This window comes from Streptomyces sp. NPDC005263 (assembly GCF_042872365.1).
Taxonomy (GTDB): domain Bacteria; phylum Actinomycetota; class Actinomycetes; order Streptomycetales; family Streptomycetaceae; genus Streptomyces.
In genome coordinates, this window is sequence record NZ_JBIAKJ010000003.1 from 344889 (window position 1) to 368429 (window position 23541).

20 protein-coding genes are annotated in these 23541 nt (G+C 71.8%); 14 read left to right on the top strand and 6 right to left on the bottom strand.

Features of this window, described 5'->3' with window-relative positions; all coding sequences use genetic code 11:
• The first annotated feature begins 228 nt into the window (after window positions 1–228).
• Complete coding sequence (gene sucC / locus ACFYRY_RS15185; protein WP_389144524.1) at window positions 229–1407, top strand: ADP-forming succinate--CoA ligase subunit beta; 1179 nt, start codon at window positions 229–231, stop codon at window positions 1405–1407.
• A 21-nt stretch (window positions 1408–1428) separates the two neighbouring features.
• The gene (gene sucD, locus ACFYRY_RS15190) at window positions 1429–2313 is read left to right on the top strand and encodes a succinate--CoA ligase subunit alpha (RefSeq protein WP_356768305.1); all 885 of its coding nucleotides are present in this window, start codon (window positions 1429–1431) and stop codon (window positions 2311–2313) included.
• Between the two features lie 128 nt (window positions 2314–2441).
• Here the strand turns inward: sucD and ACFYRY_RS15195 are convergent, their stop codons facing one another.
• Entirely contained in the window at window positions 2442–3332 is an 891-nt protein-coding gene (locus tag ACFYRY_RS15195) for an RNA polymerase sigma factor (RefSeq protein ID WP_389144527.1), read from the bottom strand.
• Between the two features lie 45 nt (window positions 3333–3377).
• Between ACFYRY_RS15195 and ACFYRY_RS15200 the strand changes: the two genes are divergently transcribed.
• Complete coding sequence (locus ACFYRY_RS15200; protein WP_389144530.1) at window positions 3378–4988, top strand: DUF6350 family protein; 1611 nt, start codon at window positions 3378–3380, stop codon at window positions 4986–4988.
• Between the two features lie 19 nt (window positions 4989–5007).
• On the opposite strand, the gene ACFYRY_RS15205 is transcribed toward ACFYRY_RS15200, so the two are convergent.
• Window positions 5008–5946, bottom strand: coding sequence for a hypothetical protein (locus ACFYRY_RS15205; RefSeq protein WP_389144533.1), 939 nt, complete (start codon window positions 5944–5946; stop codon window positions 5008–5010).
• A 254-nt stretch (window positions 5947–6200) separates the two neighbouring features.
• Here ACFYRY_RS15205 and purN point away from each other — a divergent pair, with 254 nt between their 5' ends.
• Both purN and purH read left to right on the top strand, forming a co-directional pair.
• Entirely contained in the window at window positions 6201–6830 is a 630-nt protein-coding gene (purN, locus tag ACFYRY_RS15210; RefSeq protein ID WP_389144536.1) for a phosphoribosylglycinamide formyltransferase, read from the top strand.
• On the top strand, window positions 6827–8395 hold the full coding sequence (gene purH, locus ACFYRY_RS15215) for a bifunctional phosphoribosylaminoimidazolecarboxamide formyltransferase/IMP cyclohydrolase (protein WP_389144539.1): 1569 nt from the start codon (window positions 6827–6829) through the stop codon (window positions 8393–8395). The genes purN and purH overlap by 4 nt, the downstream gene beginning before the upstream one ends.
• 43 nt (window positions 8396–8438) lie before the next feature.
• Here purH and ACFYRY_RS15220 read toward each other — a convergent pair whose 3' ends face one another.
• Window positions 8439–9149 (bottom strand): peptidoglycan-binding protein, encoded by a 711-nt coding sequence (locus tag ACFYRY_RS15220; RefSeq protein WP_389144542.1) that lies wholly within the window; start codon window positions 9147–9149, stop codon window positions 8439–8441.
• A gap of 641 nt (window positions 9150–9790) precedes the next feature.
• On the opposite strand from ACFYRY_RS15220, the gene ACFYRY_RS15225 reads away from it, so the two are divergent.
• The gene (locus ACFYRY_RS15225) at window positions 9791–10210 is read left to right on the top strand and encodes a peptidase inhibitor family I36 protein (RefSeq protein ID WP_389144545.1); all 420 of its coding nucleotides are present in this window, start codon (window positions 9791–9793) and stop codon (window positions 10208–10210) included.
• Window positions 10211–10323: 113 nt separating this feature from the next.
• Here the strand turns inward: ACFYRY_RS15225 and ACFYRY_RS15230 are convergent, their stop codons facing one another.
• The 3 genes from ACFYRY_RS15230 to ACFYRY_RS15240 form a co-directional block, all read right to left on the bottom strand.
• Window positions 10324–11928 (bottom strand): serine/threonine protein kinase, encoded by a 1605-nt coding sequence (locus ACFYRY_RS15230; protein WP_389144548.1) that lies wholly within the window; start codon window positions 11926–11928, stop codon window positions 10324–10326.
• Window positions 11925–12671 (bottom strand): FHA domain-containing protein, encoded by a 747-nt coding sequence (locus ACFYRY_RS15235; RefSeq protein WP_356768289.1) that lies wholly within the window; start codon window positions 12669–12671, stop codon window positions 11925–11927. The genes ACFYRY_RS15230 and ACFYRY_RS15235 overlap by 4 nt, the downstream gene beginning before the upstream one ends.
• A gap of 132 nt (window positions 12672–12803) precedes the next feature.
• Window positions 12804–13373, bottom strand: coding sequence for a hypothetical protein (locus ACFYRY_RS15240; protein ID WP_389144551.1), 570 nt, complete (start codon window positions 13371–13373; stop codon window positions 12804–12806).
• Window positions 13374–13647: 274 nt separating this feature from the next.
• Here ACFYRY_RS15240 and ACFYRY_RS15245 point away from each other — a divergent pair, with 274 nt between their 5' ends.
• The 8 genes from ACFYRY_RS15245 to ACFYRY_RS15280 all read left to right on the top strand — a co-directional run bounded on the left by ACFYRY_RS15245 (window position 13648) and on the right by ACFYRY_RS15280 (window position 23433).
• Window positions 13648–14502, top strand: coding sequence for a bifunctional methylenetetrahydrofolate dehydrogenase/methenyltetrahydrofolate cyclohydrolase (locus ACFYRY_RS15245; RefSeq protein WP_389144553.1), 855 nt, complete (start codon window positions 13648–13650; stop codon window positions 14500–14502).
• Between the two features lie 166 nt (window positions 14503–14668).
• Entirely contained in the window at window positions 14669–15136 is a 468-nt protein-coding gene (locus ACFYRY_RS15250; RefSeq protein ID WP_389146222.1) for a DUF3017 domain-containing protein, read from the top strand.
• 278 nt (window positions 15137–15414) lie between these two features.
• Window positions 15415–16785 carry a DUF2690 domain-containing protein gene (locus ACFYRY_RS15255; RefSeq protein ID WP_389144556.1) on the top strand — a complete coding sequence of 457 codons (1371 nt, stop codon included), beginning with the start codon at window positions 15415–15417 and terminating at the stop codon, window positions 16783–16785.
• A 319-nt stretch (window positions 16786–17104) separates the two neighbouring features.
• Complete coding sequence (locus ACFYRY_RS15260; RefSeq protein WP_389144559.1) at window positions 17105–18094, top strand: malate dehydrogenase; 990 nt, start codon at window positions 17105–17107, stop codon at window positions 18092–18094.
• Between the two features lie 228 nt (window positions 18095–18322).
• On the top strand, window positions 18323–20173 hold the full coding sequence (locus ACFYRY_RS15265) for a hypothetical protein (protein ID WP_389144562.1): 1851 nt from the start codon (window positions 18323–18325) through the stop codon (window positions 20171–20173).
• Entirely contained in the window at window positions 20160–20516 is a 357-nt protein-coding gene (locus ACFYRY_RS15270; protein ID WP_389144564.1) for a hypothetical protein, read from the top strand. Before ACFYRY_RS15265 ends, ACFYRY_RS15270 begins: the two co-directional genes overlap by 14 nt.
• Window positions 20517–20550: 34 nt before the next feature.
• Window positions 20551–21726 (top strand): hypothetical protein, encoded by a 1176-nt coding sequence (locus ACFYRY_RS15275; protein WP_389144567.1) that lies wholly within the window; start codon window positions 20551–20553, stop codon window positions 21724–21726.
• A 186-nt stretch (window positions 21727–21912) separates the two neighbouring features.
• Window positions 21913–23433, top strand: coding sequence for an aldehyde dehydrogenase family protein (locus ACFYRY_RS15280; RefSeq protein WP_389144570.1), 1521 nt, complete (start codon window positions 21913–21915; stop codon window positions 23431–23433).
• Window positions 23434–23541: the final 108 nt, after the last annotated feature.

Here is a 23541-nt window from a genome sequence, read left to right on the forward strand (position 1 = left end):
GCGGCACCCCGTGCCAGTGAGTGCGGCATCATGTGACAGGTATCACCGCTCAGGTGTGACTCGCGATTTAGAGGCCCCCCGCAAGCAGCGATAACCTGCGAGACGGACATGCCGCGCGCTCGGACACCGTGTGCGCCTCCCTTGTGACAGACAGCGGACGTCACGTTGCCCTCGCGGCACGCCCACGCAGACAACGAACCGCGAGATCACTGATAGGGACGGAAGCGCGTGGACCTGTTCGAGTACCAGGCGAGGGACCTCTTCGCCAAGCACGATGTACCGGTGCTGGCCGGTGAAGTCATCGACACGCCTGAGGCGGCCCGCGCAGCCACTGAGCGTCTTGGTGGCAAGTCCGTCGTCAAGGCCCAGGTGAAGGTCGGCGGCCGCGGCAAGGCCGGCGGCGTGAAGCTCGCCGCCACCCCGGACGAGGCCGTCGCCCGCGCGACGGACATCCTCGGCATGGACATCAAGGGCCACACGGTCCACAAGGTGATGATCGCCGAGACGGCCCCGGAGATCCTGGAGGAGTACTACGTCTCCTTCCTCCTGGACCGCACCAACCGCACCTTCCTCTCCATCGCGTCCGTCGAGGGCGGCATGGAGATCGAGGAGGTGGCGGCCACCCGTCCGGAGGCCGTCGCCAAGACGCCGATCGACGCCAACGAGGGTGTGACCCCCGAGAAGGCCCGCGAGATCGTCGAGGCCGCGAAGTTCCCGGCCGAGGTCGCGGACAAGATCGTGAACGTCCTGGTCACCCTGTGGAAGACCTTCATCGCCGAGGACGCCCTCCTCGTCGAGGTCAACCCGCTGGCGAAGGTCGCCTCCGGTGACGTCATCGCCCTGGACGGCAAGGTCTCCCTCGACGAGAACGCCGAGTTCCGTCAGCCGGAGCACGAGGCCCTCCAGGACAAGGACGCGGCCAACCCGCTGGAGGCCGCCGCCAAGGAGAAGAACCTCAACTACGTCAAGCTCGACGGTGAGGTCGGCATCATCGGCAACGGCGCGGGTCTCGTCATGAGCACCCTGGACGTCGTCGCGTACGCCGGTGAGGCGCACGGTGGCGTCAAGCCCGCCAACTTCCTCGACATCGGCGGCGGCGCCTCCGCCGCGGTCATGGCGAACGGCCTGGAGATCATCCTCGGCGACCCGGACGTCAAGTCGGTGTTCGTCAACGTCTTCGGCGGCATCACCGCCTGCGACGAGGTCGCCAACGGCATCGTGCAGGCGCTGCAGCTGCTCAAGGACAAGGGCGAGGAAGTCACCAAGCCCCTCGTCGTCCGCCTCGACGGCAACAACGCCGAGCTGGGTCGCAAGATCCTCTCCGACGCCAACCACCCGCTGGTGCAGCGCGTGGACACCATGGACGGCGCGGCCGACAAGGCCGCCGAGCTCGCGGCTGCGAAGTAAGGAAGAGGGACAGACACAGCCATGGCTATCTTCCTCAACAAGGACAGCAAGGTCATCGTCCAGGGCATGACCGGCTCCACGGGCATGAAGCACACCAAGCTCATGCTGGCCGACGGCACGAACATCGTCGGTGGCGTGAACCCGCGCAAGGCGGGCACGTCCGTGGACATCGACGGCACCGACATCCCGGTGTTCGGCACGGTCGCCGAGGCGATCGAGAAGACGGGCGCGAACGTGTCCGTCCTCTTCGTGCCGCCGGCCTTCTCCAAGGCCGCCGTGGTCGAGGCCATCGACGCCGAGATCCCGCTCGCGGTCGTCATCACCGAGGGCATCGCCGTCCACGACTCGGCCGCGTTCTACGCGTACGCCGTGTCCAAGGGCAACAAGACCCGGATCATCGGCCCGAACTGCCCCGGTCTCATCACCCCGGGCCAGTCGAACGCCGGCATCATCCCGGGCGACATCACCAAGCCGGGCCGCATCGGCCTGGTCTCGAAGTCCGGCACGCTGACGTACCAGATGATGTACGAGCTGCGTGACATCGGCTTCTCGTCCGCCGTCGGCATCGGTGGCGACCCGGTCATCGGCACCACGCACATCGACGCCCTGGCCGCCTTCGAGGCCGACCCCGACACCGACCTGATCGTCATGATCGGTGAGATCGGCGGCGACGCCGAGGAGCGTGCGGCGGACTTCATCGCGAAGAACGTCACGAAGCCGGTCGTCGGCTACGTCGCGGGCTTCACCGCGCCCGAGGGCAAGACCATGGGCCACGCCGGCGCCATCGTCTCCGGCTCCTCCGGCACGGCCGCCGCGAAGAAGGAGGCCCTCGAGGCCGCCGGCGTCAAGGTCGGCAAGACGCCGACCGAGACGGCCAAGCTGGCGCGCGCCATCCTCGCCGGCTGACGCGACCCGCAACGGAAGGGCCCGCATCCTCACCGGGGATGCGGGCCCTTCCGCATGCTCAGCCCGGCTCAGCCCGGCGCAACGCGGCTCAGCCCGGCGCAATCCGGCGCAACCTGCCTCCGCCCCGCTCAACGCGGCTGCGGCAGCAGTCTCTCGGGTCCGCTCGCCGTTCCCTGCCGCAGCTTCGCCCGCAGCGCCAGCTCCCTCTGCGACAGCGAGCCGGGCGCCACCCTCGGCGGTACGCCCTGCACCATCGTGCCCGGCGCGACCGGTGGCTCGTAGTGCGTCGGAGCGGTCCGCATCGCGAGGGCCGTCGTGCCGATCAGGGTGACGGTGAAGGCGATGGCGGCCCGGGTCCAGAAGGCGGCCCGGCGCTCACTGTCCGTCCGCACCGCCGGAGGCCTCGCGGCGCGCGGCCGCTCCAGGGAGGCCAGTTCGGCCATCCGCCGGTGCAGCTCCGCCGGGTTCGCCAGTTCCGGCAGACGCGCGGCAATCGCCTCGCGCGCGTGCAGCAGCCGGTTCGCCGTCGCCGGTGTGCTCGCCTCCGTCTCCGCCGCCGTCTCCGGCAGACCGAGGCCGACGCCGTCGTAGAGGAGGAGCGCGCGACGGTACGGCGGCGGGAGTTTGAGGAGCGCGTCGAGCAGCGTGCGGGAGATGGCGTCGGCGGGGGGCGGCTCGGAGCGCCGGAAGCGGGGGCGGATCCGGTGCCAGGGGGAGAGCGCGTAGTCGTACGTCGCCGCCCGCACCCAGCCCGCCGGGTCCGGGTCGCGGGCCACCTCGGGCCAGCGCTGCCAGACGAGTTGGAAGGCCCGCTCGACCGACTCGCGCGCGAGTTCGCGCCGCCCGGTGAGCAGATAGGCCTGCCGGACCAGGGCGGGTGCGCAGAACGCGTACAACGCGTCGAAGGCCTGAGCGGGCGTCAGCGTGGGGGAGTCCGCGACCGGTTCAGGCGCGGGGCTCCGCGTCACCGGGGGTCCCTTCGGGCGAAAAAGTACATAAACATATATTGGGCGACACATCCAGGGTTTGCCTGTTACGGCGATCAGGCGCGTGTCGTTGGGACCATGACGGTCGTGATCAAGATGACCGCTTGCCGACCGCTGTTGTCGTCCCTGCTCACCCGCATGCGCGACCGACCGCCCGGAGAGGCTGCCGCCCTGCTGGCCGGCATCGTCGCCGCGGGCCTCGGCCTCTGCTTGTTCGCCTCGCCCGTGATGCTGCTGTGGATCAGTTCGCCGTATCCCGACAGCGGGCCCGGCGGCGCGCTGCACGTCGCCGCCGCGCTCTGGCTGTTGGCGCACGGCGCCGAACTGGTCCGCCCCGAGACGCACTCCGGCGTCCCGGCGCCCGTGGGCGTCACCCCGCTCCTGCTGTTCGCGCTGCCGGTCTGGCTGGTGCACCGGGCGGTGCGGGACGCGGCGGATGGAGGCGAGGACCCCGGGAGCATCGGGGACCTCGGGGGGATCGGGAGAGTTGGGGGAGTCGAGGGGCCGCCGCCGGTAGACGCGCGGACGGCGTGGCGGGGGGTCGTCGTCGGCTACCTCGCCGTCGGCGTGGCCGCCGCGGTGTACACGTCGGGCGGTGCTCTGCGGCCCGCGTGGGTGTGGACGGTGGTGTGCCTGCCGCTGACGGTGATGGGCGCGGCAGGGTGGGGGGTGTGGAGGGCGTACGGCTGTCCGCCCGCGCTGCTGGACAGGCTGCTGGCGCGGGTGCCGGACGGGATGCGGCAGCGGGCCCTCGAGCCGGCGGCGCGGGAGCGTCGTGGTGTCGCCGGGCGTGCGGCGGGCGCCGGGGTGGCGGTGCTGGTCGGGGGCGGGGCGTTGGCGCTGGCGGTGTCGCTGGTGTGGCACGGCGGGGCGGCGTGGGGGACCTTCCTGCACCTGACGGAGGGGTGGTCGGGCCGGTTCGCGGTGCTGCTGCTGTGTCTGGCCCTGCTGCCGAACGCGGCCGTGTGGGCGGCGGCGTACGGGCTCGGGCCCGGCTTCACGCTCGGCGTCGGCCATGTGGTGAGCCCGCTCGCCTCCGCGCCCGCGCCGTTGCTGCCGCCGTTCCCGCTGCTGGCGGCGGTGCCGGACGCCGGGGCCGGTACGCCCGTGAACTGGGCGACGGCCCTGGTGCCGGTGGCGGCGGGGCTGACGGTCGGGTGGTACACGGGGCGGGGGGCGACGAGCGGCGGCCCCGGGGCCGGGCAGGCGGCCGCCGTGGTCGGTGACGGTGACGGTGTCGAACGGACGGTGGGGGTCTGGTCGGGTGGCCGTACCGCCCTGACCGCGGGGGTGGCCGCCGTGTGGTGTGCGGGGCTGTTCGCGGGGCTGGCCGCGTTGGCGGGCGGGCCGCTCGGTGTCTCCGCGTTGTCCCGCTTCGGGCCGGTGTGGTGGCAGGCGGGAGGGGCGGCGCTGCTGTGGACGACGGGTCTGGCGGTGCCGGTGGCGTGGGTGGTGCGGATGTGGCGGTGCCGGGGGCGGGGCGGGGCGGAGGAGCGCGAGGCGACGGCGACGATCGGGAAGCCTCGGGCGCGGCCGGGAGCGGAGTCGAAGAGGGAGCCGGGGGGCGCGCAGGAGCCCGTCGTGTACGCCGCCCCGAAGGTCACGTACGTGGCCTACGCCGACGACACCGACGACGAGCCGTACGACTTCCTCCCGGTGGAGCCGCCGGAGCCTGGCTCCGGGGTGTAGGTGTGCCGGGCCTCAGGCGTCAGTTGTCCGTGCCCAGTACGCCGCGCAGTTCCTTCGGGAGGAGGTCCGCGCAGGACTTCTCCGCCGCGTTGGTCAGGGCGTCGTTCGTGCAGGTGTAGTAGTCGGCGTAGACCAGTTTCGCGGTGAAGCCCGCGGCGACCAGGACGATGGCCAGGGACGCCGTGACCAGGCCACTCACCGCGGACGTCGTCTGGGAGCGGGCGTTCTGGGCGGGGGCCGGGTTGTCCGGGTCGGGGGTGCGGGGCTGTGCGCGCAGCGCGCTGATGCTCCAGTACATGGCCAGCGCACCGAGCGGCAGGGCCAGGTAGGGCAAGCTGAAGATGGCGAAGAAGAAGGCCCACATGCCGCTCAGCAGGGCGTACCGCGCATGACGCTGGACCGGGTCCGTCGGGTCCCACCGGGTGCCCTTGCCCGTGCCCGGGCCCCCTCCGCCCGTGCCCTCGGGGCCGGTCCCCTGACCGCCGCCGCCCAGACGCTCACCGAAGCCGCCGGGGGAACGGCCGGGCTGCTGGTCGCTCCACTGGTTGCCCCAGGGGGAGTCGTCATCGCCGGATCCGGGGCCCTGGCCGCCCTGAGCCCCCTGCGAACCGTCGGCCCCCTCGCCGTCCGCCGGGCGACGCGGCTGCCAGGGACGGTCCGGAGTGCCCTCCGGCGGGGCGGCGAAGGGGTTGTCGCCCCGGGTGTCCCCGGACGCGCCCCGGTCCTCCCCGCCGCCGGCGCCCTGGGACGGCCCACCGTCGGCGCCCTGGGACGACCCACCGCCGTGTTCCTGGGACGACCCGCCGCCGCGGTCCTGGTCGCCCGCGCCCCCGCCCGACGGGGTGCCCGCGGCGTCGGGGGGAGAGGTGGGGCGCTCCCGCAGCAGCACGCCGATGCGCTCCCCTCCCTGCGGTGACTGCGGGGGGAGCGTGAGGCGTCGCAGACGGCGGTCCGGCATCAAGTGAGCGTCTTCCCCTAGGTGATACGGCTGGCTGGCGTGAGCTGTCGTTCAAAGAACGCACCACACCGCGACCGCGTTCCCGAACCTGCCCGCCCCAGACGCTACCTTCCGCCCTCGCCCCCGTCCCGTGGGGGCCGTCCGGTGTGCCGGTATCGTTGCTGACGGTCGGCCGCTTCGTACACTTCCCCGTATCCCGGGGCGTGAAGCATTCGTACGACCGTACAAACGCACCCCCGAGAAAGGGCCTCACCGTGGCCGCCAAGCCCGTGGCCAAGCGCCTCGTCGTGCTGGTCTCCGGATCCGGTACGAACCTCCAGGCGCTGCTCGACGCCATCGAGACCACAGGCACCGAGGCCTACGGCGCCGAGATCGTGGCCGTGGGCGCCGACCGCGAGGGCATCGAGGGGCTCGCGCGGGCCGAGCGCGCCGGGATTCCCACCTTCGTGCGGAAGGTCAAGGAGTTCGGGACGCGCGACGAGTGGGACGCCGCCCTCGCCGAGGCCGTCGCCGCGTACCAGCCCGACCTCGTGGTGTCCGCGGGGTTCATGAAGATCGTGGGCAAGGAGTTCCTGGCCCGCTTCGGCGGGCGGTTCGTGAACACGCACCCCGCCCTCCTCCCCAGTTTTCCCGGCGCCCACGGGGTCCGCGACGCGCTCGCGTACGGCGCCCGGGTCACCGGCTGCACCGTCCACTTCGTCGACGACGGCGTCGACACCGGCCCGATCATCGCTCAGGGCGTGGTCGAGATCCGGGACGAGGACGACGAGAGCGCTCTGCACGAGCGCATCAAGGAAGTCGAGCGAAGGCTGCTCGTCGAGGTCGTGGGGCGGCTCGCCCGCAACGGCTATCGCATTGAGGGACGAAAGGTAGTTATCCAGTGACCGCCACCGCCGAGAGCAACAAGCGGGCCATCCGTCGCGCGCTCGTCAGCGTCTACGACAAGACCGGGCTCGAGGACCTCGCGCGCGGGCTGCACGAGGCGGGCGTGGAGCTCGTCTCCACCGGGTCCACCGCCTCCCGTATCGCCGGCGCCGGCGTCCCCGTCACCAGGGTCGAGGAGCTCACCGGCTTCCCCGAGTGCCTGGACGGCCGCGTCAAGACCCTGCACCCCAAGGTCCACGCGGGCATCCTGGCCGACCTGCGCCTCGAGGACCACCGCAACCAGCTCGCCGAGCTGGGCGTGGAGCCCTTCGACCTGGTCGTCGTCAACCTCTACCCCTTCCGTGAGACGGTCGCCTCCGGTGCCACGCCCGACGAGTGCGTGGAGCAGATCGACATCGGCGGGCCGTCGATGGTGCGCGCCGCCGCCAAGAACCACGCCTCCGTCTCCGTGGTCACCAGCCCCGCCCGGTACGCGGACGTCCTCGCCGCCGTGCAGGACGGCGGCTTCGACCTCGCCACCCGCAAGCGGCTGGCCGCCGAGGCGTTCCGGCACACCGCCGAGTACGACATCGCGGTCTCCTCCTGGTTCGCCTCCGCCTACGCGCCGGCCGACGACTCCCCCTTCCCCTCCTTCCTCGCCACCAGCCTGGAGCGCGCCCACACCCTGCGCTACGGCGAGAACCCGCACCAGCCCGCCGCCCTCTACACCGCCGGCACGGGCGGCCTGGCGGAGGCCGAGCAGCTGCACGGCAAGGAGATGTCGTTCAACAACTTCACCGACACGGACGCCGCTCGCCGTGCCGCCTACGACCACACCGAGCCGGCCGTCGCGATCATCAAGCACGCCAACCCGTGCGGTATCGCGGTGGGCGCCGATGTCGCCGAGGCGCACCGCAAGGCGCACGCCTGTGACCCGCTGTCGGCGTTCGGCGGCGTGATCGCGGTCAACCGGCCGGTGTCGAAGGAGATGGCCGAGCAGGTCGCCGAGATCTTCACCGAGGTCATCGTCGCGCCCGACTACGAGGACGGCGCGCTGGAGGCCCTGGCCAGGAAGAAGAACATCCGCGTGCTGCGCGTCCCGGACGGCCCCGCTCACCCGGTCGACGTCAAGCCGATCGACGGCGGCGCCCTGCTCCAGGTCGCCGACCGGCTCCAGGCCGAGGGCGACGACCCCGCGAACTGGACCCTGGCGACCGGTGAGGCCCTCGGCGCGGACGAGCTGGAGCAGCTGTCCTTCGCCTGGAAGGCGTGCCGCGCCGTGAAGTCGAACGCGATCCTCCTCGCCAAGGACGGCGCCTCGGTCGGCGTCGGTATGGGGCAGGTCAACCGCGTCGACTCCGCGAAGCTGGCCGTCGAGCGGGCGGGCGCCGAGCGCGCGCAGGGCTCGTACGCCGCGTCGGACGCGTTCTTCCCCTTCCCGGACGGCCTGGAGATCCTCGTTGAGGCCGGCGTGAAGGCCGTGGTCCAGCCCGGCGGTTCGGTCCGCGACGAACTGGTCGTCGAGGCGGCGAAGAAGGCGGGCGTGACCATGTACTTCACGGGCACGCGGCACTTCTTCCACTGACGCCCGCTCCCGGCAGGGACCTCGGGGTCTCTGCCGGGTCGGCTTACCGGGGTGTGGTGGTGGGGGCGTCCTTGACGGCTCGCGCGCAGTGCGGCCAGTCGTGGAAGTCGCGGTCGCTGCTCCACAGGCGGTGCGCCGCCTGGATGTTCCACTCCGGGTCCAGTGCCTGACGAGGTGTGCCGCCCAGTTCGCGCAGGCGGGCGTCGGAGATCTGGAACAGGCCCCAGTTACGGGTTCCGTTGGTGTTGGGAAGGATGTGCAGCGGGTCCAGGAAGGACTGGCAGTCCGCGATGGCGACGGCCGCGTCGGGAGCCTCGGTGAACACCGCGCGGATCTGCTGCCGCACCTTCCCCGGTGACCATACGGTCATGCGCACCTGCGAGGCGTACAGCGCCTTCTTGGTGGAGTCGCCGACGACCCCGTTGGGCGGGAGACCGACGAGCACCTGGAAGGCGGTGACGCGGCGCAGCGTCTGCGGCCCGAAGGACGAGTCGACGTCGATGTCCGCGCCTTTGGCGTGCAGCAGCCGTTGCACCTCCGTCACGCACGCGTCCTGCTGGCCCATCGCCACCACGGACTGACAGGCGGCCGAGAAGAGCAGCCGTCCGTCCGTGGGGCCTCCGCGCGAACCGCTGCCGCCACCGTCGCCGTTGCCGGACGACGCCTGCTCCGCCGACAGCGCCCAGGCACCGACGCCGACGCCGATCGTCAGGACCACGACGCCGAGAACGGCGTTGCGTACCCGGTGCCGCATGAACCGGCTCCGGGCCCTCCCCGGGCCCTTCACCGACTCCAATTCCGGCACCGACTCCGGGTGCACAGTCCTGATCTGTTCTTCAGCGAACGCAACACTGCGGCGAACCGCTCGGTTTCCGCACACGCGGACACCGAGCTATCTCCCTGCCGTATGGGACGTTGGTCAGACGTTCCAGTCGGCTGGTCACATTGACGCCCTCTCCTGCCCGAAGGCAGAAGATTCCGGTCCGCACCGCTACGCGGTACCACCACGGGTTCCTGTTTCACAGGCCACCGCCGACCGGTGAGGGTCGGTCTTACACGGCCTCCGCAGGCCTGACTTCCCGCCCGTCCGGCGGTAGGTCCGACAACTCCGTTGTCGGACAAAGCGATCTTAGCCATGCCACTGTGCCCCTCCGGGTCACTACGGGCAATTTGCCCCACACCTCACCCAGATCGGTGGAGCATCGGGCAGGTGTTCCATGGCGCCCCACGGCCGTCCCAGCGCCGACCCGACGGCACCGGAACGTTCCAGCCAGGAGCCGCCCGAACGTCCCGGCATCCCATCCGGGCCGGTTTCCTTGCCCGGCCGCGGCACCACTTGCCACGGTCTGGCCGTCCGCTTCACCAGCCCACGCACCACCAAGGGAGACCAGGCCCATGCATGTTTCCGTACGCCGGCCGCGCCGCACCGCCCCGCTGCTCGCAGCCCTCGCCGTCAGCGCGGCGGTCGCCACCACGCTGGCGCTGCCCACCTCCGCGTCGGCCGCGCCGACCGCCGTGGACTGCGCGACGGGTCACATCTGCTTCTGGACCGGCGCCAACTTCACCGGCAGCAAGTGCTCGTGGGACACCGCGGACCCCGACTGGCAGTCCGGCGACGTCAGGTGCTCCTGGGCCGCCACGACGAACGTGAAGTCGGTGTGGAACGCCGGCACCGGCGACTTCTCCGGTGTGGCGTACTACAAGGGGGCCAACTACTCGGACCGGGTCGGCTGCACCCGCCAGCAGCAGGGTGGCAACCTCGCCGGCACCTACAAGGTGCGGTCCCACAAGTGGATCACCGGCAGCTGCGGCTGAGCCTCAAACCCGCGTGACGGTGGTCTCCGGCCTTCCCCCGAGCTGGCCGGAGACCACCTCGGGCGTCACGTTCCCACCAGCGGGCCCGACGGGGAACCTGAGAAGTCTCAGGGTCACTGCGCGGCCGGAGGCGTGTACTCCTTGAGGTAGTGAGCGACGCGGTCGGCGTAGGCATGAACCTTCGGGGGAACGCCTTTCGCGGCGTTCACCTTCTTGTAGGACGTTCGGTACGAGGCGGCGAGCAGCACCCGGCGGTCGCCCGGCAGGGAGGGGTTCAGCAGCGGTTCGATGGCGCAGAGGTAGCGGCCCACGGCGGGAACGGACAACTCGGGCGTGAGCGGCGGCCGGGGTGTCTCCTTCGCGGGGACGCCGTCGTCGCTGACCCACCAGCGCAGGATGGTCGGGGTCCAGCGGGCGATGCCGTATTCACCCGCCGCGGGGTCGGACAGGTTCGGGTCGAAGTCGCTCTCCGACTTGAGCAGCGCCGCGATGAGAGCCGGGGTGATGTCCGGTTGGGCGCAGTGGTGGGCCGCGTCGACGATCAGCTTGCGGTACTTCACGGGGACGCCCTTGTCCGTACGGAGCTCGGCGGCGCCGTAACCGGCGGACGTGACGCTCTGGGCGCCCGTCTCCGCGGAGATCTTCCCGCCGTCGACGGCACCGGGGGCGCCGGGGGCGGCACCGGTGCCGGGCGTGCCGCCGGGGTCCCACCAGGTGGAGACGGCGTAGCCGAGCGCGGCCACCACGACCGTGGCGGCCGCGGCGGCCAGCACGGCCGTACGGCGGCGCAGCGGCATCCGCGGCGGACGGGGTGAGCGGCCGGAGCCCGCCGCCGCCTCGACCCGGCGGAGCAGGGTCTCGGTGGTGATGCGGTCGGCGTGCGTGCGGGCCAGACAGTCCCGCACGATCTCCCGCCACACCTGGGGCAGTTCCGGCGACAGACGCAGCTCGTCCGTGCCCCGCGCGTACGCGGCGGCCGCGTCCCGGCGGGCCGTCGAGGTGCCGCCGGGCAGCGGGAAGGAGTCGGTGAGGACGAGGTGGGCGAGGACCCCGAAGGCCCAGACGTCGGCGGACGGACGGATCCGGCGGCCCCGTTCGCCGATCTCCGACCAGAGCAGCTCGGGCGGGGTGTAGTCGGGGGTGGAGAAGGCGGGCGTGTACGCGTGGGTGCCCTCCAGCTCCGCGGCCATGTTGAAATCGGCCAGCCGCGCCGAACCGTCCTTCATCAACAGCACGTTGGCCGGTTTGAGATCCCCGTGCACCCAGCCCGCGTGGTGCAGCTGGGCCAGCCCCTCGCAGATCTGGGCGAGGAGTACGGGGCCGGCGCCGGGCCGGGGGGAGGCGCTGAGCAGGGCGGACAGTGATCGTTCCGCCTTCTCCAGGACGAGGACCGTGGCACCGTCGAGGGTCGGGCGTTCCGGGTCGTCGACGGTGAGGGTGTCGTACATCCGGATCAGTCGCGGGCGTCTGAGCCGACGGTACAACTCGACCTCTCGCTCGATCAGTTCGCGCAGGTGGGTCAGCTGTCTGGGGGTGCCGGTGCCGGTGGGCAGGAACTTCAGGGCGACCGTGCGGGGCAGTTCCTCGCCGCCTACGACGTCCTGGGTGCGCCGGGCCTCGTACACGCTCCCGAACGCGCCCGTCGCGATCGGCTCGCGCACCTCCCAGACGCCGACCCGGTACCCGCGGGGCACCGGCACGGCGTACGGCTCGGTCACCGTGCCCCCCGTGCTGCCGGGGCCGTCAGGACGACGAGGTCGTCCTCCCGGACCAGGTCGAAGCGGAGCGCCAGGGACACCAGGGACTCCTTCTTGCCGTTGAGCCGGGCACCGGTCTCCGCGGTGTCCGGGCCGGGCTTGAGACGCAGCTTGACGGCCAGGTAGTCGATGTTCCACTGGACGGTGGTGCGGGACGCCGCGGGCCAGTTCGGGCGGAGCCGGTCGACGACCTGCTCGACGGTGGGCAGCGGGGCGTGCGGTTCACCGCGCAGCCGTGGCTCGCACAGGGCGGCCAGGACCGCGAAGTAGCGCTTGGTGCGGTCGACGGAGAAGGCGGGCGCGGTGGTGTCGCCGTCGAGGCCGCCCTCGGCGCGCAGATAGTCGTGGCGCGGCGCCCACACGTCGATGGCCAGCAGGTCGCCCGCCGCGGGCAGCACGATCCGCGAGAACTCGAACGGCACCGGCGCGTCCAGCCGCCCCGGACCGACCTTTATGTGCTCGCCCGCGCCCTCCGGGTTCTCCACCACGTACGTCTGGTGGCCGCAGAGGTTGCTCAGGGTCCAGAAGGCGCCCTGCGCGCTGATCACGCCCGCACGGCGGGAGACCCCGTCATGCGGGACGACGAGGTCGTTCTCGCGGACGGAGCGGCCGAAGGTCAGCCGCTCGCCGGGCGCGAGTCGTTGTTGTGCGCGCTGGGGCTCGTCCTCCGTGGTCGGCGGAGGTACCACGATGATGCTGTACAAGGTGCTTCTCCCCGTGCCTGACGGCTACAGAGGTCAGACTAGGGCGACGCACCAGGGCCGTGTCCCCCTCGTGCGGGTGAGACACGGCCCTTGGACAGGAATGGCGCGAACTGTTCAGTCCGGCCAACGCCCTCAGTAGCGCGGCCGGTTGAACCAGGCCTTGCCCTTGGAGTTGCCGGCGAAGACGGCGATCAGGATGCCGAGCACCAGGTGGATTATGCCCACGAGGGTGAACGGGTACAGGCCGAGGACCGCGGTGATGACACCGAACACCAGGACCGTGACCCGCAGGCCGTTGCCGCCGGAGGTGAACTTCGTCGCCAGGAAGGCCGCCCACACCAGCCAGGCCAGCGCGAACACCGCGAACGCCCACAGCACGCCGGTCGGGTAGTCGGCGAACTGCTCGAAGGCGGCGTCGTCCTTGGCCTTGTCGATGGCCACGGCGGCGAAGGCGAAGATGGCGATGCCGATGACCTGCAGACCGACGATGACCCACAGCATCACGCGGGCCGCGCTGACCGAGCCGGGCATCGTCGCCATCGGGGCGCCGGCGCCGTAGGCGGCCTGGCCGACCGGCGGGGCTTGGGGGTAGCCGTAACCGGGCGCCTGGCCCTGCTGCTGGGGGTAGCCGTAGCCCTGCTGGGGCTGCTGCGGCTGGCCCTGGGGCGCGCCGTAGGGGTTGTTCGGGTCGCCGTAACTCATGGCGGTCTTTCCTCCGTTGACTTCAAGTGCGGGGACGACGCGCAGCGGCATCGCAGGAGGAAAGTTTCTGGATGCGGCCGTCCCCCCGATGAGCTGCCCGCGGCACTGTGCATGTCATGTTTCTGCACCGTCGTCGCGCTTGTCCAGCCGCATACGTCAGGCGTTGTGCAAGTGCAACATGACTGATCATGAGGGGATACGGGCGGACGGATGCCGCACCACGCAAAGGGGCCCTGATTGGAACCCGGGCCCGGTCATCCGCGAGGATGGGGTCATGACCGCCCAGATTCTCGATGGCAAGGCCACCGCAGCCGCGATCAAGTCCGATCTGACCGCCCGCGTGGCGGCGCTGAAGGAGAAGGGCGTCACGCCCGGCCTCGGCACGATCCTCGTCGGGGAGGACCCCGGCAGCCAGAAGTACGTCGCCGGCAAGCACCGCGACTGCGCCCAGGTCGGTATCGCCTCCATCCAGCGCGAGCTGCCGGCCACGGCGACGCAGGAGGAGATCGAGGCGGTCGTCCGCGAACTGAACGAGGACCCGGCCTGCACCGGCTACATCGTCCAGCTGCCGCTGCCGAAGGGCATCGACGAGAACCGGATCCTGGAGCTGATGGACCCGGACAAGGACGCCGACGGCCTGCACCCGATGAACCTCGGCCGTCTCGTCCTGAACGAGCCCGCCCCGCTGCCCTGCACCCCGAACGGCGTGCTGACCCTGCTGCGCCGCTACGGCGTGGAGATCAAGGGCGCCGAGGTCGTGGTCGTCGGCCGTGGCGTCACCATCGGCCGCCCGATGCCGCTGCTGCTGACCCGCCGCAGCGAGAACGCCACGGTGACCCAGTGCCACACCGGCACCCGCGACCTGGCCGCGCACCTGAGGCGCGCGGACATCATCGTCGCCGCGGCCGGTTCCGCCCACCTGATCCGCGCGCAGGACGTGAAGCCCGGCGCGGCCGTCCTCGACGTCGGGGTCTCTCGCAGCGCCGAGGGCAAGATCGTCGGCGATGTCCACCCGGATGTCGCCGAGGTGGCCGGTTTCATCTCCCCCAACCCCGGCGGCGTCGGTCCGATGACCCGGGCGCAGCTGCTCGTCAACGTGGTCGAGGCGGCGGAGCGCAGTGCCGGCTGAGGGCAGGTCCGGCAACCCGGCGTCCGACGACCGGGCGCCCCGGAACATCGCGCCCCCGTCCGACGGTGCTGAGAGCGTCGACAGCACCGGGAGCGCCGAGAGCGCCGAGAGCGCCGACAGCGCCGAGCGCGTCGAGACGGTCGAGAAGGCAGCGGAGGTCCAGGACGTGGACGGATCCGAGGCCGTCGACGACATCGAGGTGCGGGACCCGGTCAGCGCGCCCGACGCCGAGGGGCACCCGCGCCGGGTGACCCGGCGGTTCCCGATGTTCACCAGGGACACCGCGCGCCCCGAGGGTGGCGGCCGGGCCGCGCCCCGCAGCGCCCCGGCACCCGCCCGGCAGTGGCCGATCCTCGCCGTCCTGTCGACGGTCGGACTCGGACTGCTGCTGACCGCCGTCGACCTGTTCCGCTTGGGCATCCTGCTGATCGGCGTCGCGCTGCTGGCCGGCGGGATCCTGCGCTGGCTGCTGCCGGACGTCGGCATGCTCGCCGTCCGCTCCCGCTTCACCGACATCGTCACCTACGGCGTGCTCGGCGGCGCGATCGCGTTGCTGGCGCTGATGGTGCAGCCGAACCCGTGGCTGGTCATCCCGTTCCTGAAGGACACCCTGCACTTCACGGTCAGCGGTTAGAACGGCGCGGAAAGACCTTCTCCCACCTCGCACATGACGGCGGCCCGTCCTCCTCCCCCCGGGAAGGACGGGCCGCCGCCGTTGTTCTCACTCGGCCCGGAGGGCGCGCGACGGGGCGCGCTCGTGGCCACGATGCACCCGTGCGCCCCCGGGCCGGGAACTGAGATCCTGAGTACGCGCATCCCTGTGGGTAGCCACAACGGGGACTCGGCAGACGGCAGTACGCACGGGGGAACGCGCGGGACAACCAGCACCAACCGGGGGGAAGAGGGGAAGCAATGCCTCGTTGGAAGGCTTTGCCGGACGAACTCGATCCGCAGGTCAGAGAGTTCGCGAGCCAGTTGCGTCGGCTCGTGGACCGCAGTGGCCTCAGTATCGCGGCGGTGGCGGACCGCACGGGCTACAGCAAGACGTCCTGGGAGCGTTATCTGAACGGCCGGCTTCTCGCGCCGAAGGGCGCGATCGTCGCGCTGGCCGAGGTCACCGGCACCAATCCCATTCATCTGACCACGATGTGGGAGCTCGCCGAGCGTGCCTGGAGCCGCTCGGAGATGCGCCACGACATGACCATGGAGGCGATACGGATCTCCCAGGCGCGGGCCGCGCTCGGCGAGTTCGGCGGCGACGTCGGGGCGCCGGCGGCCAGCGCCAAGGGGACCGGGACGGCCCGCAGAAGCGGCAGCGCCACGGTCAGACCGGGCATCGCCGGACCGGCCGGGGTGGCCCCGACCGTGCCTCCCCAGCCGACCGCGCCGGAGGTCCGGGACTCGACCGGCGTCGTACGGGAGGTACCGCCCCCGGCCGACACCAGCGGGACCTCGGGTGGGTCGAGCGGGTCGAGAGGGTCGTCCGAGGGCGGGGCGACGGACGCGTCGGGGACCTCCTCGGGCGGCTCTCCGGGAATATCGGCGAAGCAGAACTCCTGGGGGCTGGCGGGCTACCAGGGCCCGTCGGCGAGCGGCGGCCGGCGTGCGGTCGGGGCGGCGTCGCCCGCGCCGACCCCCTCGCCGCCGGTGCCCGCGTCGCCCTCTCCCGCGCCCCCCGCGCCCCCCTCGTCGACCTCGGCGGACGGTACGGCGTGGAACCCGGCGCCGGTGGCCCCGAACGGCCAGTCCCCGCAGGGGCCCCGGCCCGCTGCCCGCCCGTCCGGCGGGGTGAGCCGCAAGCAGCGGCTGACCATGTTCCTCGCGGGCGTGGTCGGTGTGCTGGTCGTGGTCGCCGCCGCGTTCTTCCTCACCAAGGGCCGCGACGACAAGAAGCAGGAGGCGGCGCCCTCGCCCTCGCCGTCCGTGAGCGCTCAGGCGAACCTGCCGGCCGGGGTGAAGTGCAGCGGTGCCTCGTGCACCGGCAAGGACGCGGAGAGCATGGGCTGCAGCGGCGATCTCGTGACCACCGCCAAGTCCCTGACCGTCGGCGCGAGTGTCGTCGAGGTCCGCTACAGCAAGACCTGCGGCGCGGCCTGGGGACGTATCACGCAGGCCGCCCCGGGCGACGAGGTGCGGCTGACCGCGGGAAAGACCACGAAGACCGGGAACATCACGGTCGCCGGGGACACCATCGCGTACACGCCGATGGTGGCCGTGAAGGACGCCGGCGAGGCCAGGGCGTGCGCGGTGCTGGCCGCGGGACAGCAGGGATGCACGACCTGAGCGGGGGTACCCCCACAGGTCCACAAAAAATTTCCGGGAGCCACGCATGGTTCCCGGAAACTCGGGCACGCGACCCTTACCCCCACGGGAGTCCGGAAACGGAACCCCCGCACGGCGGCCGCCTTCGTCCCCCTCTCCCGGACGGGCGGCCGCCGCTTTTCGTGGACCGGCCGGGCTCTGTGGGCTGGGCCACATGGCCCCGGACGTCCGGGATCCCGGATGCGCGATAGCCTGACCGCTGATCTCTCTTGACGCCAAGAGATCGATCAAACGTCCGGGGCAGGGACGCCCCACCGCCAGCTGTCATACGGAGAACGCCATGACCCGCACTCCCGTGAACGTCACCGTCACCGGCGCGGCCGGCCAGATCGGTTACGCCCTGCTCTTCCGCATCGCCTCCGGCCAGCTGCTCGGCGCGGACGTGCCGGTCAGGCTTCGCCTCCTGGAGATCACTCCGGCGCTGAAGGCCGCCGAGGGCACCGCCATGGAGCTGGACGACTGCGCGTTCCCGCTGCTCCAGGGCATCGACATCACGGACGACCCGAACGTCGCCTTCGACGGCACGAACGTCGCCCTCCTGGTGGGTGCCCGCCCGCGTACCAAGGGCATGGAGCGCGGTGACCTGCTCTCCGCCAACGGCGGCATCTTCAAGCCGCAGGGCAAGGCCATCAACGACAACGCCGCGGACGACATCAAGGTCCTGGTCGTCGGCAACCCGGCCAACACCAACGCCCTGATCGCCCAGGCCGCCGCCCCGGACGTACCGGCCGAGCGGTTCACCGCGATGACCCGCCTGGACCACAACCGCGCGCTGACCCAGCTCGCGAAGAAGACGGGCTCGACGGTCGCCGACATCAAGCGCCTGACCATCTGGGGCAACCACTCCGCGACCCAGTACCCGGACATCTTCCACGCCACGGTCGCCGGCAAGAACGCCGCCGAGGTCGTCAACGACGAGAAGTGGCTGGCCGAGGACTTCATCCCGACCGTCGCCAAGCGCGGTGCCGCGATCATCGAGGCGCGTGGCGCGTCCTCGGCCGCCTCCGCCGCCAACGCCGCCATCGACCACGTGTACACCTGGGTCAACGGCACCGCCGAGGGCGACTGGACCTCCATGGGCATCCCGTCGGACGGTTCCTACGGCGTCCCGGAGGGCCTGATCTCCTCCTTCCCGGTCACCACGAAGGACGGCCGGTACGAGATCGTCCAGGGCCTGGACATCAACGAGTTCTCCCGCGCCCGGATCGACGCCTCGGTCCAGGAGCTCACCGAGGAGCGCGAGGCGGTCCGCGGCCTCGGCCTCATCTGAGCCGTACCCCACGGTTCTCCGACGCCTCGCACGGGCCCCGCTCCGGTTTCGGCCGGAACGGGGCCCGTGCTCCGTCCGGGGCACGTCCACGTCCCGGGTCTCCCGTCCGGGCCTCCCCGTACGGATGCTCCTTGACATTCCGGTTCCCCCGCTCCCTCCCGTCCCCCTATGCTGATTGTTTGTCAACAACACGATGAACAAGGGTTTTCCACGCATCGGGGGAGCGGCGTGAGTACCGCATACGTGCCTCAACAACCACGTCCGACGGACAACGGCGCCGCATCGGCGCCCTCGGCACCACCGCACCCGCCCACTCCGCCGCACGCCAGCGAGGCGAGCCGGCTGCTGTGCGCGGGTGCCTATGTGGACTCCGGTTACCGGGACCGGGTCATCGAACAACTCCACCTCAACGAGCAGCGGATCGCCGCGCCCTCGCTCGGCTTCGACGCGGCCCGCGTCCTCGCGCACGCCCTGCGGGCCCGGCGCCAGGAGCTGCTGTGGGCCGGACTGGTGCTCTTCCTGTGGGTGGTGGGGCTGCCCCTGACCGGCGGTCTGCTGGCGGGTTTCATCGCACCGAGTCTGGCGCTCGCCCTGGCCGGCTGGGTCCGCGGCAGTGCCGCCGATCCGCCCGTGTACCGGCGGCTCTCGGCCTTCCTGCTCCGCTGGTGGGGCCGCCTCGGTTTCGCGATGTTCCTCGTGATCACGCTGATGGCCGCGTTCGGTGGCAAGGACGAGGACCCGTACTCGTCCGGGTACGGCTCGTCCGGCTACGACTCGTACACCGACAGCTCCAGCGCGTCCGACTTTGTCTTCCCCAACCCCTCCCAGGTCAGCGCCCTGATCGAGCCGTGGCGGGCCTGGCTCGCGTTCGGCGTGTTCGCGCTGATCACGCTGTGCCTGGTGGCGCAGCGGGCCCAGTTCGCCAGGATGATGTCCGCCGAACTGTCCCCGACGGGATTCGCCGACGCCGCGAGCGACCCGGCGGAGCAGGGCGAGGGTCAGCGCTTCCAGCGGCTGAAGGGACGCATCCGCGTCGAGCAGCACGCGCCGCTGATCATGTACCACGAGGCCCGGCCGTTCTGCGGGACGGGCGAGGCCTACGAGACCTGGGTGCTGGCGGTCGAACTCCGTCCCGACGGCGTGAAGAAGCAGGAGCCGATCAGCAACCGCACGGTCCTGGAGAAGATCCGCCCGCTGCTCGAACAGCTGCGGCTGCCCGCCGAGTTCGCCGGACACACCGTGCGTGACCGGCTGCGGTGGCTGGAGATCGACGAGTGCGTGTTCCTGCCCGCCGAGGGACTCGGGCGGCGCGAGGAGGCGCCGTACAACGAGCGGGCCTTCGAGGAACACCGGGTCCGGGCGGTCGAGGAGGGCGCCGAGAAGCGCCGGCACTTCCTGCGCATCCGGGTCGGCGGCTGGGAGGAGGAGCTGGTCGTCACGGTGTTCGTGCGCATCCACACCCAGGGCCGCATGCTCATGCTGGAGATCGCCCCGCACGTGCTGCTGCCGGTGCGCGAGGAATTCAAGAACGCCGACCGTGTCGCCCACGCCTTCCGTCACAACCACGTGGTCGGCAAGGCCGCCTGGGGGATCGCCCGGCTGCCCGGATCCGCGGCCCGCTCCCTGGTCACGCTGGGCAAGGGCGTCGTCTACGGGTGGCGGCTGCTGACCGGCGGATACGCGGGCGCGCTGCCCGACGGGCCGGCCGTGTCGGTGCGGGAGCTGGGGTCGGCGCGTGCCGGGTCCACGTTCCAGGACATGGATGTCTCCCGTTACCTCAAGAGCGTGCAGGACCGGGTCGCCCACGGGGTGCGGGCCGCGCTCGAGGAATCCGGTTACCGGACCGGCGAGTTCGTCCAGAAGATCGTGAACATCAGCGGCGGCGGAGTGAACATCGAGGGCGGGGTGGAGGGCAGCACGTTCGCCGTGGGCAGCCACGCGAAGGCCTCGTCGTCCACAGCCGCGACCGACTCGGCTCCCTCCGCTCCCTCCACGCCTGCTTCTCCTTCCGCTCCTTCCGCTACGACTTCCGGCGGCGTCGCGCCGCAGAAGGGATCCGACTCCGATGGCAACGGATGAGCCCAACGTCAGCATCAGCGGCGGTGTCTCGAAGAGCACCTTCGCCATCGGCAGCCACGCGCACGCCGAGAGCCACCACGGCACGACGGCACCGCGCGACCAGGCGGCCGAGGAACTGCTGGCAGCCGTACGGGAGTTGCGCGCCGACCTGACCCGGGTGCGGGCCAGTGACGAGACGGCGGCGCTGGACGCGGCGCTCGCGGACACCGAGGACGAGATCACCCGCACCGGGACGTCGTCGCCGTCGCGCCTCGACCGTCTGCGGCAACTCCTCCAGGACTCCCAGGCCCTGGTCGGGTTGATCGCCTCGGCCGGAGCCGTGGCCGGCCTTCTGAACATCTGAGCGCGGCTGAGGCCGCAGAACGGGGAGGGACGCGATGAGCGGGGGAGCACGGTACTGGAACGAGGAGACCCAGCGCTGGGAGGACGCCGCGGGCCGGGACACCACACCCGCCCCGGTCACGCCTCCGCCGCCGGCCCGCCCGGGGTTCGCGCCGGGGGAGGGGACGCCAGGCACTGACCCGGGGCCGGGGACGGGCTCGGCGGGCGGCGAGGAGGCCGCCCCGGATTCCGTATCGCCGTCTCCCGCCCCCACCCCGCCCCCCGCCCCCGTCGGCTGGCCGGGATCCGGCGGCCACAACGGCTGGCACGGTCCGGCGGGTGCCGGTGCCGGTGACGCGGCCTGGTCCCCGACGGAGGTGTCCGGCCAGGGTCCGGCCCTGGCGCAGTCGGCAGGTGGCGGCGACGGCGCCTGGCCCGCCGCCGCGTGGCCCGCCACGACCTGGCCGCCCGCCGGTCAGCCCGCCGCGCCCGCCCCGGCCCGGGGAATGAGCCGTCGGCTCGTGTGGTCCGTGGTGGCCGGGGCGGCCGCTGTCGGTGTCGCCGTGAGCCTGCTGCTGACCCTGGTGGTCCCCGGGGACGACAAGGACAAGCCGTCGGTCGCGGCGAGCGGGACCGAGTCGTCACCGCCGGCCGACGTCTCGCAGCAGAGCGGCCCCGAGCCGACGGGCACCGAGCCGACGAACACCGAGGAGACGGCGTCCCCCTCCCCCTCGACCTCGGCGCTCCCCGCGGGATGGGAGTCGTACGAGGACCAGGAGGGATTCCGGATCGCGCGGCCCAAGGGGTGGACACGCGGCACGAAGGCCTCGCAGTTCGGCATGGCCGTGGTCAACTACCGCAGCGCGGACCGTGAGCGCCGGCTGCAGATCTACCAGGTGGCCGAGGAGTCCCCGGCCGCCTCGTTCGACCTGTACCTGTCCGACCAGACCGACAAGGCGGCCGGTTTCAGGGAACTCTCCCTGGACACTCTGGACGACGGGGAGTTCACCGGAACACGACTGGAGTACCTCGCCGACAGAATCAAGGGCGAGCCCGACGTCGGCACCTGGCACGTCTACGACGAGCGTTTCGTGGCGGCGGACGGCAACATCTACGCCATAGCCGCCTACGGCCCCGACGCGAACGGCGGAGAGGACGAGCTGGAGCTGCTCACCACCGCCGTGGACCACTTCTGTCCGCCCTACGCCTGTGACCCGGCGTCGATCGACTGAGTCACGGCCTTCCACAGTTCAGCCGTGCGCCATATGTCGCCTTTGTCTGAATAGTCAGTGACGCGGCGCACTTTCGGCCAGGGATCGCGCATGCAATGCCTGCCTGGGGGCATGCGATCCCGGTCCCGGTGAGTGACTCATGCCTGACGCAGGGGCGCTGAACAGGAACGGAAGGCAATACCGATCATGGCGGACAGAGTGGAACTCCAGGCGCGGAAGACCATCCACGCGGACGGAGAGTGGCGTGAAGCCGTCTCCGGCGCCACGCGCGAGATTCTCGACCCCGCGGACGCCCTGCCGTTCGCCGTGGTCGCGGAAGGTGACGAGAAGGACACCGATCTGGCGGTCGCGGCGGCCCGCCGGGCCTTCGACCGGGGTGACTGGCCCAGCACACCGGTCACCGAACGCGCCGCGCTGCTGCGCCGCGTCGCCGATCTCCTGGTACGCGACCGTGCCGAGCTCGGTCTGCTGGAGAGCCGGGACGCGGGCAAGACCGTCGAGGAGGGCTGCGTCGACATCGACTGTGTCGCGGACGCCTTCCGCTACTTCGCCGACCTGGTCGCGGGCGAGTCGCCCGGCCGGGTGGTCGACGCGGGCTCGCCCGACATCCACAGCGTGGTCGTCCATGAGCCGATCGGCGTCTGCGCGCTGATCACCCCCTGGAACTACCCCCTCCTCCAGGCGAGCTGGAAGATAGCCCCGGCGCTCGCGGCCGGCAACACCTTCGTCATCAAGCCGAGCGAGATCACCCCCCTCACGACGGTCGCCGTGATCGACCTGCTGACCGAGGCGGGGCTGCCCGCCGGAGTCGCGAACATCGTCACCGGCCCCGGTCACTCGGTCGGCGCCCGCCTCGCCGAGCACCCCGACGTCGACCTCGTCTCCTTCACCGGTGGCCTGGTCAGCGGCACCAAGGTGGCCCAGGCCGCCGCGCCGAGCGTCAAGAAGGTCGCCCTCGAACTCGGCGGCAAGAACCCCAACGTCGTCTTCGCCGACGCCTGCGCCACCGACGAGGCCTTCGACACCGCCGTCGACCAGGCCCTCAACGCGGCCTTCATCCACAGCGGCCAGGTCTGCTCGGCGGGCGGCCGGCTCATCATCGAGGAGTCGGTCCGGGACCGCTTCGTCGCCGAACTGGCCCGCCGGGCGGACCGTATCCGCCTCGGACGCGGCACCGAGGACGGCGTCGAGTGCGGCCCCCTCGTCTCCGAGCAGCAGCGCGCCAAGGTGGAGGGGTACGTCGAGTCCGCCCTGAAGGAGGGCGCGGTGCTGCGCTCCGGCGGCAAGCGCCCCGAGCCGTCCCCCGAGCGGCCCGAGCAGGGCTACTTCTACGAGCCGACCGTCCTCGACCACTGCCACAACGGGATGCGGGTCGTCCGGGAGGAGGTCTTCGGGCCGGTCCTCACCGTCGAGACGTTCCGCACCGAGGACGAGGCCGTCGCCCTCGCCAACGACACCGAGTACGGACTCGCGGGCGCCGTGTGGACCACCGACGCCGGCCGGGCCCGCAGGGTCGCGGGCCGACTGCGCCACGGCACCGTCTGGATCAACGACTTCCACCCCTACCTCCCGCAGGCCGAGTGGGGCGGTTTCGGCAAGAGCGGAGTGGGCCGCGAACTCGGCCCCGCCGGACTCGCGGAGTACCGCGAGGCGAAGCACGTCTACCAGAACCTCGCCCCGAAGCCCGTCCGCTGGTTCGGCGGCTGATCCCCCCTTCGCCGGTCCGGCGGCCGAGCCCACCCCTCGGCCGCCCCTGAGCCCAGGCCCCCCGGCCCAGGCCACCCCGAGCCCAGGCCACCGACGCCCTGGCCCCGC